The organism is Paracoccus sp. JM45, assembly GCF_003590715.1.
Classification (GTDB): Bacteria; Pseudomonadota; Alphaproteobacteria; order Rhodobacterales; family Rhodobacteraceae; genus Paracoccus.
In genome coordinates this window covers 1-508 of record NZ_QQVY01000081.1, presented here as the reverse complement: position 1 = coordinate 508, position 508 = coordinate 1, and the positions used below count along the sequence as shown (strand labels likewise).

Annotated in this window: 2 protein-coding genes; both read left to right on the top strand. The window is 61.4% G+C overall.

Annotated elements, in window-relative coordinates; all coding sequences use genetic code 11:
- Positions 1-187, top strand: a 187-nt coding sequence (locus tag DWB67_RS17835) for a transposase (RefSeq protein ID WP_147385986.1), incomplete at its 5' end; no start/stop codon positions are given.
- Between the two features lie 42 nt (positions 188-229).
- The gene (locus tag DWB67_RS17830) at positions 230-454 is read left to right on the top strand and encodes a hypothetical protein (protein ID WP_119808855.1); all 225 of its coding nucleotides are present in this window, start codon (positions 230-232) and stop codon (positions 452-454) included.
- The last annotated feature ends 54 nt before the right edge of the window (positions 455-508 follow it).

The window sequence follows — 508 nt, the reverse complement described above, 5'->3', positions numbered from 1 at the left end:
GCGTGTTGCAGAGCTCGACACGAAGATGAGATGTGCCGCCCAAAAAGCGGATTCGGTCCGCCGCGCACAGACCATGCCGGGCGTGGGTCCTGTCACGGCTCTTGCGATCGAGACGTTTGCCCCTGACCTGGCGACCTTCAAGCGCGGTCGCGATTTTGCCGCGTGGCTGGGTCTCTTGCCTAAATAGCATTCAACAGGTGGTAAGGCCCGGTTGGGGAAGACCTCGAAGATGGGACAGCGCGACATCCGCACCCTTCCGGTCTCTGGCGCCATGGCAGTCCTCCAGGCTGTCGAGCGGTTCGACACCCCAAACAATGGCTGGCTGAAGCGCCTGCTGACCCGCAAGCCACGCATGGTTGCCGCGATTGCGCTGGCCAACAAGATAGCACGTGGCCTCTGGGCCATGATGACGAAACAAGAGGATTATCGGAATCCGGTGACGACGATGGCGTAGCGGAAATTGCGCGTCACGACGTCCCGGTAAGTCGGGGGTGTGAGGAGGTCACTG